The organism is Vibrio sabulosilitoris, assembly GCF_055391395.1.
Window position 1 is genome coordinate 1,025,712 of sequence record NZ_AP029600.1, and the last position, 15,036, is coordinate 1,040,747.

Here is a 15,036-nt window from a genome sequence, read left to right on the forward strand (position 1 = left end):
GCCCCTGTCAAGGCACAGAATCAAGCGAGCAAACTCATTTAATAACAGCACATTGTGAACTAAGGCACATTGATAGCCCTTGTGATAGCAGTTGCTTTGTTAAGCGCTTATTCTTCATACAAACACTGTGCGGAGATGGCGATATGGCACGTTCACTTGATTACTTATTAAGACCCCAAACTATTGCGGTAATTGGTGCTTCAGCAACCACCCATCGCGCCGGTAATATCGTGATGAAAAATCTACTTTCAGCAGGTTTTGCAGGTACGATCATGCCCGTCTCACTCAAGCACAAGTCGGTGTGTGGCGTGTATACCTATCAATCCATTGAGGACTTGCCGCTCTCACCAGATATTGCCATTTTGTGCACCAACAATGAAGTCAATCTCGACCTTATCCCGAGCTTGAGTGCCAAGCAAACGAAATCAATTGTGATCTTGGCGACTCACTTTGATCAGCAAGATGCCTTGCTCGCCGAGCAAGTACAAAACCTGGCAAAACAACACAATATCAGAGTCCTCGGCCCGAACAGCTTGGGCATGATGCTACCTTGGTTAGGGGTTAACGCCTCTTTTTCCCCTCTCCCAGCACAAGCAGGTTCGATCGGCTTTATCTCGCAATCTGCGGGCGTGTGCACCACAGTGCTTGACTGGGCTAATGCACAAAACATTGGATTTTCAGCGTTTATATCGCTTGGCAATGGCAGTGATATCGGCTTTGACGAACTGCTTGACTATCTATCGGTTGATAGCAAAACTCAGGCTATTGTTCTCTACGTTGACTCGATTTTGGATGCCCGGCGGTTTATTTCCGCAGCTCGAGCGGCATCACGTAATCGTCGGGTACTGGTATTAAAAGCAGGCCGCAGCCATGAAGGTTTGACCTCACTGCAAGACTACTACTCTACCCCTATGTCAATGGATATCATCTATGACTCGGCCATCAAGCGCTCAGGTATGCTGCGCGTTCACAGCACGCACGAGCTTTTTGCTGCAGTTGAAACCTTAGCCCACCCAACCCCTTTGCGTGGTGAGCGATTGATGATTGTTACCAATGGAGGCGGGCCATCGATTATTGCCACAGATAAACTGATTCATCTTGGTGGTAAACTTGCCAGCATTGAAGACCCCGATATGATCGCAAGGCTGAGCAAGCTGGTGCCAGGCTGGAGCGGTCGCAACCCAATCGATATTCATGGCGATGCAACCAGTAAACGCTTTAGTCAAGTGGTTGAGACGCTTCTTGATAGTCGTGAGCTTGATGCACTACTGATCATGCATACACCCTCTGCAGTTTCTGACAGTGAGGAGACCGCAAGAGCGATTGTAAAAGTGATTCACGCTAATAAACAAAAGGCGCATCGACTGAATATTTTTACCAACTGGACAGGTGAGCAAACCGCTAAAAACGCTCGCAATCTGTTCACTACGGCTAAAATTCCCACCTACCGCACTCCTGAGAGCGCAGTGACAGCTTTCATGCATCTTGTCGAATACCGGCGCAATCAAAAACAGTTAATGCAAACGCCGACCTCGCTCGAGATGATCGGAGAGCAAGCCTTGGCAGCCGCCCGGCAATGGTTTAATAACCAGCTCACTGACAACAATGAGGTTAAGCTTGAAAGCCACCATCTGCGCAAGCTATTTGAACTCTACCAGATTGACTTACTAGAAACTTGGGTGGCGATTGATGCAAGCGAAGCTACTCATCTTGCGCAGCAGATTGGTTATCCGGTCGCGATAAAGCTCCTCTCACCGGACATTGCTCATAAATCGGATGTCCATGGGGTCATGTTGTCACTGCGCGACGCCAATGAGGTCTCTGCTGCGACCAATGCAATACTTGATCGTGCCCAGTTAACCTACCCAAGTGCCAACATTGATGGTGTCGCAGTCCAAGCGATGGCCAACTCGGCTGGCTCTGAAGAGATCCGCCTTAAAGTTCACACCGATGCACTATTTGGCCCGGTTTTACTGATAGGACAAGGCGGTTCGGAGTGGAATCCTGTTACAGATTCAGTGTGTGCCCTTCCTCCACTCAATACTGCATTGGCACGCTATTTCATTATTCGCGCAGTCAAAGCTGGGGTGATCCGACTGCAAAAGCGTCCGGAGCCGATTGATATTGATGCACTAGCAGAGTTTATTGCCACCATCTCACAAATGGTGGTCGATAACCCAGAGCTTAATACACTGGATATCCATCCACTAATGATTAAGGGCAGCAAGGTGTGTATTGTCGATGCAGATATGTGTATCAAAGCCTTTGACGGTGATACCCAACAAAGGCTCGCAATCAAACCTTACCCTAATCAACTAGAGCAGCTCATCACCCTAAAAGATGGGCGTCAACTGTTGATGCGACCCATCAAGCCAGAAGATGAGCCCTTGCATGATAAGTTTATTTCCCAAGTCTCTAACGAGGATCTCTACAAACGATTCTTTACCGAGGTGGGTGAGTTCAACCATGAGGCTTTGGCCGCGCTAACCCAGATTGATTATGATCGAGAGATGGCCTTTGTCGCCCAAACCTTATCACCACCGACCGAGATCCTCGGGGTGGCAAGAGCGATGATCATGCCAGATAACCTTGATGCTGAGTTTGCGGTGCTGATCCGATCTGATCAGAAAGGCATGGGCCTAGGGAAGCTATTACTCAGCCGGATCGTTGATTACTGTAAAGATCATCGTACAGCCAAGATCAGCGGTATGACGATGCCCACCAATCAAGGCATGCTCAATCTGGCTAAATCACTGGGTTTCTCCGTGTCGATTGATTTTGAAGACGGCACCGCTGACATGGTGCTCCCACTGGACGATTAGTTTAACTGCCAAGTTGCCAATGCTTGTTCAAGTATTTGATTAACCATGACTTAGCCTTGCCCAATTGGTTACGACGCCAGGCAAGTACTATGTCTATCGGCCGTGACACTGCCCCATCGATCTGTTGCAGCTGGCCTTGTGCAATCAGTTTACGCGCCACAGGCTCAGGCAAAGTACCAATACCTAAGCCAGCCACTAAGGCATCGAGTTTGCTGGCAAAGTTAGTGACCGTTAGGCGCGGCTGCTTGTCTAGGACATTGATGCTCATCGTAGGCTGCTCTCGTGCGGTGTCTGAGATTGCGATAACGCGATACTTGAGCCTGGTTTGGTCATCAAATTCAGAGGTGCGTTTATGCACGGGATGATCAACCGCAGCCACCCATACCATCGATAGCCTCCCTATCGTCTGTACCTTGATATCTTGGCTGATGCCCTCAATCGCTGGGCAGATCAAAAGGTCACTACGCCCACTACTCAGAGACTCCCACGCGCCGGCTAAGATCTCTTCTTGAAGCTTAATCCGGGTTTGGCTTTGCTGGCCTAACGCTTCGATTACAGGGAAAAAGCTCGAAATCGGAATAATACCATCATAGGCAATGGTCAAATCCAGCTCCCAACCATTGGCAATGATATTGGCCTCCTCAACCATGTTGCCTGTCAGTTCGAGAATGAGTCTGCCACGTTCGAGGATCAATCTTCCGGCTTGAGTAAAGCTGGCTTTATGACCGGAGCGATCAAATATGGTGATATCAAGATCTTGCTCAAGCTTTTGAATTTGATAGCTAAGTGACGATGGTGCGCGATTGAGTTCATTCGCGGCGGCGGCAAAACTACCTCTGCGCTCGATGGCATCAAGAATACTCAGTGCTTCCAGTGTTATTGGACTAATCACTCCACTCTTCCTTATTCTGTTCACTAACGATCTGGGCGAACCCATACCTGACTAAAATCAAACCATCCAAGCGCATTACATTGTGCATTTTGCAGTGCACCGCATTGCTCTTGATTGACACCCAACCAACAGTGGAACAGCGGAATGATCTGGCGCTGCTCAATCAGAGCCTTGCCCAATTGATGGGCGGGAAAGGGCTGCGATTCGCACTCACGCCATGATGAGATCAGCTCCTTCCACTTTCGGAAATTTTCATCACTGCTCAAGCGCTCGATATCACCATAGTCGAGCAACCAACCGGCCAATGCATCATCGCGATGATTGGCGATACTCATCGGCTTAATCCAGATATCAATCTCTTCGGTGTCTTCAGGCTCTAGGTTATAGGCTGACAGCTCCACGCTTAAACCATCCTGCTTCAAACGCTGCTCTAGCGCTTTAACTAAGTGCGGATAGGTTGGATGTCGGTCATGATAGGCGAGCCTGATCACCCGCTGGCTTGGTGGCTCGATGCTGAGGTCACAATCTGTGTGGTGCAACCATCCTGGCTTTAGACCATGGGCGGGAAGAACGCCAAGTTTGGTGACAATGTCACTTGGCAGCTCACGAAATAGACTTAGAGCATTGAATTTATTAGAAAAATATTCTGACCAGCGAGGGTCCTTTGCTACCCCTGTCCTTTGGTTAAGCAGCAAATAAATACTGCCAGGGTCGAGCTCAACACTCTGCTCCATATTACTGTTGGTGGGCTTGATTGGGTTCGAGACACTTGGATAAACCAGACTGGAATACGCCTCATCAATCACCCACACTTCAACCGTGTCCACCAAGGCGCGATAACCAAAATAGCCATCAAAGGCCTGCAATACCAACTTCTGCTCATCGTTTCTCACCACCTTATATGGCCCGCTGCCAATAGGTGCCAGATCGAACTCGTCATTTCTTTCTAACTTATGGGGTATTATCTTGGCACAGGTCTCAGCCAACAGTAGCGGTAAACGCAGATCAGGAGAGTTTAGATGTACATCGACCACCAAGGGTGATGGCGATGTAGCGCTCTCGATGGTTTCAAACAGAGTAAACTGCCTCAGTTCATTGAGGTTTTCTACGATGTGCTGCGTAGTGAGCATACTGCCATCATGAAAGCGAATATTGGGACGCAAATAAAATCGCCATTGTAAATCGGAGATGGTTTCCCAAGTGTGTGCGAGATCAGGCGCTAATTGGTCATTATCGTCTAGTCTAGTTAAACCACTAAAAATCTGATGGGCGATATGCTGCTCAGAGCGGCGCATTGGCATTCTTGGATTGAGCATTGATAACGGGCGATAGTAAGGTAGGCGGATCACTTGCTCACCCTGACGGTGCTGAACTCCCAAGTAACCCTCAATGACTTGAGCTAATTTTGCTGAGTCGTTGTTCATCGCCCCGAGTGCGTGCTCAATTTTACCCTCTTCTAGGTAGCGCAAGGCCAAGTGGCGACTGACATCGGTCCGGTTGCGCTTAAAGTTGAGTTGTGACAACTTGCCTCGACCCGGTGCCGGATGCCATTCTATCCACCCTTCTTCATCCATCTTATTTAGCACAATGCGCGCATTACGTCGGGTGCAGAACAAAACCTCAGTGATCTCTTCGATCCTGACTTGACTGTCTTGACCTGCAAAGTGCTCAAACAAGGTTTCAAACTGGACTCTAAGGCGTGGACTGCTCATTATTACTTCTTATTTTTCTGGTTAAATTGCTCTAATAAAACGTTTAATAGCTCGGAAATCGCTTAGCGCTGTTTAACGGCGATAGTCAGGCGGCTGACACAGATCGCGCGCTGCTCTTCATCCTCAATGGTGATTTGCCAAACCTGCGTTGAACGACCGAGGTGTATAGCACGCGCAGTTCCGGTCACAACCCCCTCACTTTTTGCCCGCAGATGATTGGCGTTGATGTCCAACCCAACACAGTAGTACCCCTCATCAACACATAAATTGGCCGCCACCGAGCCTACCGTCTCGGCCAAGACAACCGATGCACCGCCATGCAACTGGCCAAAAGGCTGATGGGTGAAGTGACATACTGGCATCGTAGCACTGATTGAGTTGTCGGTGATCTCAGTAAAGCGGATTTCGAGATGTTCGACCAAGGTGTTGTGAGACATTTGATTGAGCGCATCTAAGTCAGCGCGTTGTTTCCATATCGTTTGGCTTGGATTGAGTGAATCTAGGTCGTTGAATGCCATAGCAACTTGTCCATCATTTGTAGGTTAGCCATAATGGTAAGAGAAGTTGTATCACTATATCAATACGGAGATTGATAATGTCTAACGGGATCCGCTTTTGTTTTATCGCTTTAGGTATCGCCTTAACTGCGTGTAGCTCGTCGCCAACCGGACGTAACCAGATAATCTTGTTTTCCGACTCGGACATGAGCTCGCTGGGTTCACAGTCATTTGAACAAATGAAGCAAGAGCTCGCGATTAGTAAAGATAAGCAAGTCAATGCTTATGTTCAATGTGTCACCAATGCAATTACCGCCTATGTTCCACCCCAGCCCGCGTTTACTGAGTGGGAGGTCGTTGTCTTTGACAGTGAGCAGGTTAATGCCTTTGCGTTGCCAGGTGGGAAAATTGGTGTTTACACGGGTCTGCTTAATGTTGCTACAGACCAAGATCAGCTAGCCACTGTGATTGGCCATGAGATTGCGCATGTGCTGGCAGACCACAGTAATGAGCGCCTTTCACAAAGTCAGTTAGCCAATGTTGGTTTGCAGATCACCGATGTCGCCCTTGCGGGTAGCGGGGCTGGTGAATATCGGGGAATGACTATGGCTGCACTTGGGCTTGGCGTTCAATACGGGGTGATCTTACCGTATGGTCGAGCCCAAGAGTCTGAAGCCGACATTATAGGCTTAGATCTTATGGCACGTGCTGGCTTCACGCCCACCGCCAGTGTCTCATTGTGGCAAAATATGGCTAAAGCCTCCGGTGGTTCTCAGCCACCAGAGTTTTTTTCCACCCATCCATCTCATTCAACCCGGATCAAGGACCTGCGTGAGCAAATCGCCAAGGTGCCGCCTGCCGCCGGTGGCAAACCAAATTGCCAAGTGCCAGGCTAGCTTGTATTGTCAGTGAAATTTGTTTCTTTTGCTAACTGCCTGTGTTTTAAGCGTAAAGAGATGAGTGACAGTATAACTTTTGCTCATTTATCTAGCTGGAATAGATAACTTTTACCAGCATCTTTGCCTGACTTCCGCTATAATCCGACCCAAATTGAATGTTAGGTAAGATAATCATGTCTACAGAAGCGACTCTATTACAACGTTGCGAATCAAAATGTGAACTTTGCGGCGCAGAAACCTCTCTTACAGCTTATGCGGTTCCGCCAGAGTCAACGATTACCGTTGACCACGCAGCAATGCTGTGTGACAAGTGTCTGTCTGAGATTGAAGCGCCAAAAGATATTAACCACTGGCGTTGTCTTAACGACAGCATGTGGAGCCCAGTACCTCAAGTACAGGTATTGGCGTGGCGCCAACTGACTCGTCTTAACAGCGAGTCTTGGGCTCAAGATGCGTTGGACATGATGTACATGGAAGAAGACACCATGACTTGGGCAATGAAAGGGATGTCAGCAGACGATAAACACCTAGACTGCAATGGCGTCGAGCTACAAAAAGGTGACGATGTCACAATCATCAAAGACCTGCCAGTAAAAGGCTCAAGCATGGTTGTTAAGCAAGGTACCGTGGTGCGTGGCATTGGTCTTGCTCAAGATGATCCTGATCTCTTCTCTGGTAAAGTCGAAGGCCAATCTATCTGGCTTCGCTGCGAGTTTTGTCGTAAGAAATAAGCACTCTGACACGCAAGAGAGGTGAGCTCGCTCAGGGTCACCTCCTTCAAACGTAAAAAAGCCAGTTCGATGAACTGGCTTTTTTGTCTGGCTCGGTTAGCGATAAAGCCCAATATCTTTCTGCATATGCCCTGAAAGGTCGCTTGCGTAGTAGCTGCGCGGCGTATTATCGACAAACAAAATGTCCAATAAGTGTTTAATCAATCCTTTGAAGTTAACCGAGTAGCTTCTGCTTTCCTTAGGACTTGAAACTACGATTGCATCGATTTGCATTGCTTGTGCCATACCTAACTCCTCAATATTCGGTCACCTTGTTGACACAATCATAAGTGATTAATTGCATTGTAAATAATGACAAAAACTCTCCTTTCGGATTAGATTTTCTTATGTTTAGAGTTTGTTTCACACGCGGCGATAAGTTAACCCGCAGCGAAGAATAATTATTCACAACAAGAGAGAACTGGTGCAATTGTCGGGCAATTTTTATTCACAAGCGCAATATGGCGTAACAAGTTACCAACAAAAACTAGCTCACCAAAAGGTGAGCCAGGTCTATACTGCACTACTATTTCTAATCTTGGCTAATCCACTATTGATCCGTCACGTCTATCAAAGCGATTCACGAGGGATTATTCGCGGCATACTGCTTACAGTGCTTAATCGCACGATCAATAAGCTCTGTCGCGGATTGAGTACAGTCAGGCAACTGTGCCGTACTGTGATTGATAGGCTGAGTTCGCTCGCCCCAGTGGATGATCCCAGCCCCCCAAGTTAAGCCCGCGCCAAATGCCGCCAGCAACAGCGTGTTGCCGGGTTGCACTTTACCCTGCTCAACCGCCTCACAAAGCGCGATTGGTATCGTCGCTGCTGATGTGTTACCGTAATTTTGAATATTGATGAACGCTTTGTCTTGGGGAATACCAGACAGATCGCATAAGGTCTGGATAATGCGAATATTGGCTTGATGTGGCACAACCACATCGACCTGCTCTTGGGTTAACTTCGCTTGGCGTAACACCTCACCAGTGGCTGCCCCCATCCCTTTAACCGCGCGCTTGAAAATCTCCTTACCAACAAAATTGAAGTCCCAGTAACCGTTTTCTGGGTCAAACCGCTCCATTGAGGTACCAAACTTGGGTACCGACAAGATATCGCGCCCCTTGGCATCACAGCCAATTTTTGCGCTCTGCAGGCCGAGTACCTGCTCGGTTCGAGACACCACCGCGGCGCCTGCTCCATCACCAAACAGTACCGCGGTGTCACGCTTGGTCCAGTCGATAAAAAACGACAAGCGCTCCGCCCCGATAATCAAGGCGTGTTGGTAATTGCCTGCTTGAATCATACGCGTTGCAGTCTCAAGGCCATATAGAAAACCCGTGCATGCCGCATTTAGATCAAACGCAGCAGCACTGCTGATCGCTAGATTTTGTGCCACCTTAGAAGCGGTATTGGGGATCAATGAATCCGGAGAGCATGTTGCCACTATGACCAGGTCAATGTCCTCAGGCGCAAGCCCTGCACAATCAAGCGCACGCTGCGCGGCCACTGTAGCTAGGTCCGATGTATTAACATGGCTAATACGACGAGAACTGATCCCAGTGCGGGTTTGGATCCACTCGTCAGAGGTATCCATAAATGAGCTTAAGTCTTGGTTAGTTAATACAGCAGGTGGTAGACATTTCCCCCACCCAGTGATCTCTGCGTAGTACATAGTCAATCAGTTCCTACTTATCGTTGTAATTGGTATTTCCAATCGAGAGACGATTGCAAAATAGAGTCAAATCACTAGTCTATACTGCGAACGATGAACTTCGACTTCTCAAACACTTATAAGTATATACCCAACAAAGCCTAAGCTGTAAAAAAGGAACCACTAATGAACACATTCAACACCCGTTGTCCGCATTGTCAGGGATTGAATCGAGTACCAGAGGATAAAATTAACCAGGTCGCTAAATGCGGTCGCTGTCAATCTCCTTTGCTTGATGGTAAGCCTGTCGAAGCTACGATAGACAATTTTGATGCGCTATTAAAAAGTGACCAAACCGTGGTCGTGGATTTTTGGGCACCATGGTGTGGCCCGTGCACGAGCTTTGCTCCTGTATTTGAACAGGTAGCGGCGGAGCAGCAAGCGAAAACCCGCTTTGTTAAAGTTGACACCGAGGCGCAGCAACAGCTTGCGGCAAGATTTGGTATCCGCAGTATCCCAACCATCATGGTGTTTAAACAGGGTCAAAGAGTGAATGTGATCAACGGTGCGCTGCCAAAACAGCAATTTGAACAGTGGCTTGCTCAGTCTTAATAGAGGCAATTGCGACTCGGTTACGAACAATGAATTGGTCCGGGTCGCGATCAAACTGGGTCGCATTCGGACTGAGTTGCATTAAAAGCCTACACAAGTTCACTAAGAAAACGAATTCATTTGATACATAATCGGGAATAAAAATGGAGGCGCGTCCCGGAGTCGAACCGAGGTCCACGGATTTGCAATCCGCTGCATAGCCACTCTGCCAACACGCCTTTGATGATTAACATGAGTTAATCTTGCTTGAGGTGAGCTTGTTACTGCTCTGTCTCCGACTCATCGAGTAAGAGAGAATGGAGGCGCGTCCCGGAGTCGAACCGAGGTCCACGGATTTGCAATCCGCTGCATAGCCACTCTGCCAACACGCCTTTGGTGATTAACATAGAGTTAATTCAGTTTTATTCAATGAGTTTTCGCCAATTCTCATCCCGCCATGTTGCGATAGAGAATGGAGGCGCCTCCCGGAGTCGAACCGAGGTCCACGGATTTGCAATCCGCTGCATAGCCACTCTGCCAAGGCGCCTTTATAGCGCTCAATCTCATTGATTGTGATGGTGCCCCGGGCCGGACTTGAACCGGCACAACGCGAACGTCGAGGGATTTTAAATCCCTTGTGTCTACCAATTCCACCACCAGGGCAACGCAATCATGCGATGGCAACACCATCTGCTCTAGAGGCCTGAGCCGCGAGAACGAGGCGTACTTTAACGGATTGAGATTCTAGGTCAACTTAATTTTTATCTTTTTTATTCATATGGTTAAAAAGGCGACTCCGCAGTATAAAGGCGCACCGATTAGGGCAGATGTTAATCAATCTAAACGCTGAGCGATTGTTGTGATAATCAATGTCATCACAAATTCACACAGCTTTATTAATGTGTAATTTGCCTAAATGACCTGCCCTGATGTGATGAAACCTTTAAAACGTTATCAGTATGAACGTTATGCCGTATTGTGCAGTCTCGCCTATCCACGTGTTTTTAAGCAAACACGCTACGGTTTCGATCCAAATGGACAACGCATCATCAAGAACAAATTTGGCAAAACGCTGGTACGGGTACTGTGGAGTAAAAGCAGTAAAGAAGTAGTGGTGGTGATCAAGGGCTCTCACAGCGCGCTCGATTGGTTGCTTAACTTCGCCCTTTGGACGCGCAGTTGCCAGTCGCTTGGGCTTAATTATCGTATCCACGCAGGATTTTACTATCTTCTCAATCAAGAGAGTCAGCCTTCACGCAACGAAGATCGCCTTGGTGCAACGGTACTAGAGCGGCTTGAACAGACATTGGTTCCCCTCATCGAGCAAGGAAAGCGTATCGCCATTACCGGGCACTCGTCTGGAGGCGCGATCGGCTGCGTGTTTGGCGACTATCTTGAGACAAAGTACCCTAAATCGATCAAGAGGATTGTAACTTTTGGTCAACCGTCGATTGGCGACTGGAATTTCAGGAAACATTATCGCTTATCGCACAAGACCTACCGCATCTGCTGCGATTTAGATATGGTCACATTTATGCCGCCGCTGCCTTTGGTCTACTGGCACGTAGGTAAAATGTTGTGGTTATACAATGGACGGATATACGAAAACACGCCGAGCTTGATTCGCTTTGGACGTTCAGTGTTAAGTTGGATTATGCGCCCTTTTTCCTACCACCTGATGAGCAAGTATATTCGGAACAAAGACTTTTTTGATGAAAGGTAGATTTTTGCAAGACAAAGAAAAGCTTCAAAGAAATGGAGGCGCGTCCCGGAGTCGAACCGAGGTCCACGGATTTGCAATCCGCTGCATAGCCACTCTGCCAACACGCCTCATTTGATTTGCCATCAAATCTATATGAACCCACAACGACTGAAACCCAGAAATCGTGTGCCCCACCGATTCGATGGCGTGTACTTTACCTGCTTCACTGTGTCAGTCAATGGTTTTTTTCAGTTTATGCCCAATCGAACAAATACTCTACAATGTGCTGATATAGTCAGCGATGCTAGTGTCGCTTGGTAAATCTTTCCAACATGCTCGGCGCGTAATGCCAGCAGTGATCAAACATCTCAGTGAGCTCTGGATTGCCGTAACGCGAGACACACACCGCATGAAAACGAAAATGGCGCTGCTTTAAATCATTAACCCGCTGCTCAAGTTCCTCGGATTGCGTTGGCGCAATAAAATCAGAGAGCACTAACACATCCGCGTTACGATAGCGCTCGGTCTGGAGCATTTCCATCGAACGAATCAACGCCTGCTCGATATCCGTGCCGCCATAGAAGGTATAGCTAAGAAAATCCGCCATCTCTTGCAAACCATCTTGCTTGGTTAGCTCGTAAGTGATCTGTTCGGTAGAGAACAGCATCACAAAGCAATCTCGTCCCTCTGCCAAGGCAATTTGCATTAGAGCGTAGGCCATTGCCTTGGTACTTTTTTCCGGAAAGCCCTTCATTGAACCAGAGGCATCAACGCAGAGAATAAACGGTCCCTTCTCTATCTCACCAGCGGCGTGGTCAGGCTTATGCGCCACCACTTTACGGATAGTGCGCGCTTTACCCTTAACGCGATAATTCATCAAACGCTTGTCAATCAGGTGCTGATAAAACACCACTTCTAGCTCTGGATGGGTTAAAAACATCGTCTCATTAGGCAGTAAGCGGTTAAGGTCATCACTTTGATGCACACCAACAATATCATCGGCCACCTCATCACTGCTCTCCTCGACCACTTCCAGTGTCTCATCTGGCAGTGTGGTTAAGGCCGGATCATCTACCTCGCCCGCCATTCGGCCAAGAGAGGTAGCAATGGCTTGCAGACCAGGATTTTTCTTAAGGAAATCGGCGTACTGTTTCAGTTGACCAACATCGCTGCGTTTGAGTTTAGCCGACGCCATATCCCATAAACGTCCAATACTCTCCTCGTCACCCGCACTGGTGATGCCATCCATCTCTTGAATGGTCTCTATGCGTTGATAGAGATCGTCGAGCACCTTTTCTTTGTTGGCTTCTAGCTCTGAAACCTGCGCTTGTTTTAATGCCGCCTTAAGATGCTGATACCATTGGTCACAAAAAAAGTGCGGGAACATCGGGTTGTGTTTTATCTTGTTATCGTCGAGCAGCTTGCGGGCTTTGACGTAAAAGGCAGAATGCCACTCGAGTTGTTTAACAACACTTTCAATCTCAGTATCAAACTGAGATTCGTTCCAATGGATCACTTGTTGATAGAGGGCAAGCTCTGTCTTGAACCGCTCTGTCTCGCACACCTTAGTGATGCGTTTTTTGACCGACGTGCGCCATTTCATCAAGTGATTTTTAACCGAAGTCGAGACGCCGCGATTTTCGGCCATGACGACCATTTGCGAGCGAGCCATGACATCATTAATCGCGGTGTCGATGATGCCTGATTCCGCTACCATCAAGGCTAAATTAACACTATCTGCACCCAACATACGCCACCTCTCTACCTAAAAAACTCTGGGAACGCGTGAATACGCTTAATGATGTTGTCACACTCTTCGGCAAAGCCCTCGGCTTGCTCACTTATCAACTGCAACCCAGACTCCATTGCCAGCAAGATGTCTTGATCGAGGAAATTATGCGGTAATGCTCCGCGAAAATCCGAGCTCACTTGACGAACATGGTGTTGCATCGATTGCACTTGGTGATTAATCGCCTTGCAGCGCTCAAGCCACTCGGCATAGTTGTCGGTCTCTATAGGTTGGGTAGTCGCTAATCCGACCAGCACTGAGCGATTGGCGAGATCTTTGATCACCAAACGCTCCTGAGCATCAAGGTCGAAACGCAGTTTGGTGACTTGAGATTTAGTGTTTACGTAGCCAAAAATCTCTCCACTTCCCTCTTTGACCAACTTTTCAAGATCATTTTTCGGCACGTAGACCCATTGTGTATCGCCCTTATCGACATCAGAAACGGACATATTGCTTTGTAGCAACACCAGTTTGGCCAGATTGCCAATCACGCCGACCTTATACAGTTTGGCCTGGTTCAGGTCATAAGACATACTGGTCTTTTTCAAAATTCTAGAGGCAGCCTCATGATTGAGGGTCATACTAAAGGCTTGGTTGATCTCCTCTTGGATGTCATGCAAATCCTCACGACAACTGTTGACCTGTAACTCCACCTCTTGTTGGTCAAAAGCATGGTTAAGGGCATAGTCTCGCATCACCTGATGGACTACCTGTCGGGACTCTGGGCTGTTCCATAGGCAGTCCTCGAGTAGCAGTAGATCCAGTGGGTTAATGGTATCTCGACCATTAAAATACGCGCTGGCTTTGAGCAGCTTAATCGCTTTTTTCCAGCGTCTGTCCGAGACGTACATCTGCTCTTCGCCAAGCTGAATGGCTTGAGGATCTTGTTCGAGTGCTGTCTTAACCGTATAGAGCTTTTCAAAGGTGCGCTCGTCGAGTGGGATATCTTGTAGTGCGCGCATCCAGTCATGATATTCTTGATCGGTAATGGCCAACCCTGGCTCGAGTTGTACTTCTTGCGGAGTGCCAACGGTCAACATCGAACGGAAATTTTGCTTGTTTTGAATTCGGTCGACAAAGATACGCACCAACATACGATCGTAAAGCGCATCGAGGCCGCTATCCTCATCTGGTAGTTCGTTGGAAGCCGAGACCAACAAACGCATTGGCACTGGTTCTATTTCACTGCCATTTTTGAAGGTCTTTTCGTTTACCACGGTTAACAAGGTGTTCAGGATTGCCGGCCCTGCCTTCCATATCTCATCAAGGAAGACCACTTGGGCGGTGGGCAAATACCCTTGGGTTAGGCGCACGTAGCGGCCGTTGTCCTTCAATTCTTGGATGCTCAGTGGACCAAACACTTCCTCAGGCGTTGAGAAACGCGTCATCAAATACTCAAAATAGCTCGAGTCCTCAAACGCTTGGATAAGACGTTTGGCGATAAGACTCTTTGCGATTCCCGGCGGACCGAGCAAAAACACGCTCTCACCAGATAATGCCGCCAGTAAACACATTTTGATCGTGCGCTCACGCTCATACACGCCATCCGATAAGCCCTTGGCAAGCTTATTGATTCGCTCTGATAACAATGCTTTATTTGCATGTGACGTAGAGACTGGCTTCAACATCCACTTTCCTTTTATTACTGCTCATTTTATCTTTGTTTTCAATTAACATTATAGCTACATTCCCAACCCTGCACTTACAACTT

12 protein-coding genes and 5 tRNA genes are annotated in these 15,036 nt (G+C 48.0%); 5 read left to right on the top strand and 12 right to left on the bottom strand.

What is annotated here, in order from left to right; translation table 11 throughout:
- Window positions 1–143: 143 nt before the first annotated feature.
- Window positions 144–2,822, top strand: coding sequence for a bifunctional acetate--CoA ligase family protein/GNAT family N-acetyltransferase (locus ACZ5R2_RS20090; protein ID WP_464902844.1), 2,679 nt, complete (start codon window positions 144–146; stop codon window positions 2,820–2,822).
- 1 nt (window position 2,823) lies between these two features.
- Here the strand turns inward: ACZ5R2_RS20090 and ACZ5R2_RS20095 are convergent, their stop codons facing one another.
- From ACZ5R2_RS20095 to ACZ5R2_RS20105, 3 genes are all read right to left on the bottom strand, one after another.
- Window positions 2,824–3,759 carry a LysR family transcriptional regulator gene (locus tag ACZ5R2_RS20095; RefSeq protein ID WP_464902843.1) on the bottom strand — a complete coding sequence of 312 codons (936 nt, stop codon included), beginning with the start codon at window positions 3,757–3,759 and terminating at the stop codon, window positions 2,824–2,826.
- On the bottom strand, window positions 3,738–5,426 hold the full coding sequence (locus tag ACZ5R2_RS20100) for an SgrR family transcriptional regulator (protein WP_464902842.1): 1,689 nt from the start codon (window positions 5,424–5,426) through the stop codon (window positions 3,738–3,740). Before ACZ5R2_RS20100 ends, ACZ5R2_RS20095 begins: the two co-directional genes overlap by 22 nt.
- Before the next feature lie 62 nt (window positions 5,427–5,488).
- Window positions 5,489–5,944 (bottom strand): hotdog fold thioesterase, encoded by a 456-nt coding sequence (locus ACZ5R2_RS20105; RefSeq protein ID WP_464902841.1) that lies wholly within the window; start codon window positions 5,942–5,944, stop codon window positions 5,489–5,491.
- A 77-nt stretch (window positions 5,945–6,021) separates the two neighbouring features.
- On the opposite strand from ACZ5R2_RS20105, the gene ACZ5R2_RS20110 reads away from it, so the two are divergent.
- Both ACZ5R2_RS20110 and ACZ5R2_RS20115 read left to right on the top strand, forming a co-directional pair.
- Window positions 6,022–6,819: a M48 family metallopeptidase gene (locus ACZ5R2_RS20110; protein WP_464902840.1), complete on the top strand. Its 798-nt coding sequence runs from the start codon at window positions 6,022–6,024 to the stop codon at window positions 6,817–6,819.
- 176 nt (window positions 6,820–6,995) lie between these two features.
- Complete coding sequence (locus ACZ5R2_RS20115) at window positions 6,996–7,553, top strand: PhnA domain-containing protein (protein WP_438457475.1); 558 nt, start codon at window positions 6,996–6,998, stop codon at window positions 7,551–7,553.
- A 96-nt stretch (window positions 7,554–7,649) separates the two neighbouring features.
- Here the strand turns inward: ACZ5R2_RS20115 and ACZ5R2_RS20120 are convergent, their stop codons facing one another.
- Window positions 7,650–7,838: a hypothetical protein gene (locus ACZ5R2_RS20120; RefSeq protein WP_464902839.1), complete on the bottom strand. Its 189-nt coding sequence runs from the start codon at window positions 7,836–7,838 to the stop codon at window positions 7,650–7,652.
- Between the two features lie 334 nt (window positions 7,839–8,172).
- Window positions 8,173–9,270 carry a beta-ketoacyl-ACP synthase 3 gene (locus ACZ5R2_RS20125; RefSeq protein ID WP_464902838.1) on the bottom strand — a complete coding sequence of 366 codons (1,098 nt, stop codon included), beginning with the start codon at window positions 9,268–9,270 and terminating at the stop codon, window positions 8,173–8,175.
- A 159-nt stretch (window positions 9,271–9,429) separates the two neighbouring features.
- Between ACZ5R2_RS20125 and trxC the strand changes: the two genes are divergently transcribed.
- The gene (gene trxC, locus ACZ5R2_RS20130) at window positions 9,430–9,855 is read left to right on the top strand and encodes a thioredoxin TrxC (protein WP_464902837.1); all 426 of its coding nucleotides are present in this window, start codon (window positions 9,430–9,432) and stop codon (window positions 9,853–9,855) included.
- Between the two features lie 144 nt (window positions 9,856–9,999).
- On the opposite strand, the gene ACZ5R2_RS20135 is transcribed toward trxC, so the two are convergent.
- From ACZ5R2_RS20135 to ACZ5R2_RS20150, 4 genes are all read right to left on the bottom strand, one after another.
- Window positions 10,000–10,073: transfer RNA gene (locus ACZ5R2_RS20135), tRNA-Cys, on the bottom strand.
- Window positions 10,074–10,152: 79 nt separating this feature from the next.
- Window positions 10,153–10,226, bottom strand: a tRNA-Cys gene (locus tag ACZ5R2_RS20140).
- Between the two features lie 81 nt (window positions 10,227–10,307).
- Window positions 10,308–10,381, bottom strand: a tRNA-Cys gene (locus ACZ5R2_RS20145).
- A 29-nt stretch (window positions 10,382–10,410) separates the two neighbouring features.
- Window positions 10,411–10,497: transfer RNA gene (locus ACZ5R2_RS20150), tRNA-Leu, on the bottom strand.
- Between the two features lie 271 nt (window positions 10,498–10,768).
- Here ACZ5R2_RS20150 and ACZ5R2_RS20155 point away from each other — a divergent pair.
- Window positions 10,769–11,557 carry a lipase family protein gene (locus tag ACZ5R2_RS20155; protein ID WP_464902836.1) on the top strand — a complete coding sequence of 263 codons (789 nt, stop codon included), beginning with the start codon at window positions 10,769–10,771 and terminating at the stop codon, window positions 11,555–11,557.
- Between the two features lie 33 nt (window positions 11,558–11,590).
- Here ACZ5R2_RS20155 and ACZ5R2_RS20160 read toward each other — a convergent pair.
- The 3 genes from ACZ5R2_RS20160 to ACZ5R2_RS20170 all read right to left on the bottom strand — a co-directional run bounded on the left by ACZ5R2_RS20160 (window position 11,591) and on the right by ACZ5R2_RS20170 (window position 14,953).
- Window positions 11,591–11,664 (bottom strand) — tRNA-Cys (locus tag ACZ5R2_RS20160).
- A gap of 176 nt (window positions 11,665–11,840) precedes the next feature.
- Complete coding sequence (gene viaA / locus ACZ5R2_RS20165; RefSeq protein ID WP_464902835.1) at window positions 11,841–13,286, bottom strand: ATPase RavA stimulator ViaA; 1,446 nt, start codon at window positions 13,284–13,286, stop codon at window positions 11,841–11,843.
- Window positions 13,287–13,297: 11 nt separating this feature from the next.
- Window positions 13,298–14,953, bottom strand: coding sequence for an ATPase RavA domain-containing protein (locus ACZ5R2_RS20170; protein WP_464902834.1), 1,656 nt, complete (start codon window positions 14,951–14,953; stop codon window positions 13,298–13,300).
- Window positions 14,954–15,036: the final 83 nt, after the last annotated feature.

Excerpts from the sequence above, each read along its gene's own strand:
- ACZ5R2_RS20090 (WP_464902844.1), top strand. The coding sequence starts at position 144 with ATGGCACGTTCACTTGATTACTTATTAAGACCCCAAACTATTGCGGTA.
- ACZ5R2_RS20095 (WP_464902843.1), bottom strand. The coding sequence starts at position 3,759 with ATGGGTTCGCCCAGATCGTTAGTGAACAGAATAAGGAAGAGTGGAGTG.
- ACZ5R2_RS20100 (WP_464902842.1), bottom strand. The coding sequence starts at position 5,426 with ATGAGCAGTCCACGCCTTAGAGTCCAGTTTGAAACCTTGTTTGAGCAC.
- ACZ5R2_RS20105 (WP_464902841.1), bottom strand. The coding sequence starts at position 5,944 with ATGGCATTCAACGACCTAGATTCACTCAATCCAAGCCAAACGATATGG.
- ACZ5R2_RS20110 (WP_464902840.1), top strand. The coding sequence starts at position 6,022 with ATGTCTAACGGGATCCGCTTTTGTTTTATCGCTTTAGGTATCGCCTTA.
- ACZ5R2_RS20115 (WP_438457475.1), top strand. The coding sequence starts at position 6,996 with ATGTCTACAGAAGCGACTCTATTACAACGTTGCGAATCAAAATGTGAA.
- ACZ5R2_RS20120 (WP_464902839.1), bottom strand. The coding sequence starts at position 7,838 with ATGGCACAAGCAATGCAAATCGATGCAATCGTAGTTTCAAGTCCTAAG.
- trxC (WP_464902837.1), top strand. The coding sequence starts at position 9,430 with ATGAACACATTCAACACCCGTTGTCCGCATTGTCAGGGATTGAATCGA.
- ACZ5R2_RS20155 (WP_464902836.1), top strand. The coding sequence starts at position 10,769 with ATGAAACCTTTAAAACGTTATCAGTATGAACGTTATGCCGTATTGTGC.
- viaA (WP_464902835.1), bottom strand. The coding sequence starts at position 13,286 with ATGTTGGGTGCAGATAGTGTTAATTTAGCCTTGATGGTAGCGGAATCA.
- ACZ5R2_RS20170 (WP_464902834.1), bottom strand. The coding sequence starts at position 14,953 with ATGTTGAAGCCAGTCTCTACGTCACATGCAAATAAAGCATTGTTATCA.